The following is a 472-nucleotide window of genomic DNA, read 5'->3' as shown; positions in this document are numbered from 1 at the left end:
AGTTTCTGTTTGACGGCCAGCGGGTGCCCGTCGCACTGAGCGAGCTAACCGACGGTAAGAGCGTAATGGTTTATGGCCAGACCGAAGTCACCCGCGATCTGATGGCTGCCCGGGCCGCCAGCGGCGCGCCGATCGTCTATGGCGTGAGCGAGGTGGCTATCCATGACGCCAAAAGCGACCGGCCGACGATCACCTACCTCGGCGAAGGGGAAACCTGCCGTCTGGAGTGCGATTTTATTGCCGGTTGCGACGGTTTCCACGGCGTATCGCGGCAAAGTATTCCAGCTGGCATTTTGCAGACCTACGAGAGCGTGTGGCCGTTTGGCTGGCTAGGCCTGCTGGCGGATACGCCGCCGGTCAATCCGGAGCTTATTTATGCGCACCATCAGCGGGGGTTTGTATTGTGCAGTCAACGCTCACTGACTCGCAGCCGCTATTATCTGCAGGTTCCGCTGAGCGATAAGGTTGAAGC

1 protein-coding gene is annotated in these 472 nt (G+C 59.7%); it reads left to right on the top strand.

From position 1 onward, the window contains the following. The coding region (locus tag M3202_RS22090) for an FAD-dependent monooxygenase (RefSeq protein WP_251225352.1) at positions 1–472 on the top strand (472 nt) is incomplete at both ends.

Origin of the sequence: Halalkalibacter oceani, from assembly GCF_023715605.1 — a bacterium.
Taxonomy (GTDB): domain Bacteria; phylum Bacillota; class Bacilli; order Bacillales; family Bacillaceae_D; genus Halalkalibacter; species Halalkalibacter oceani.
Note: the sequence above shows the minus strand (reverse complement) of the source record. Positions and strands in the feature narration are given on the sequence as shown.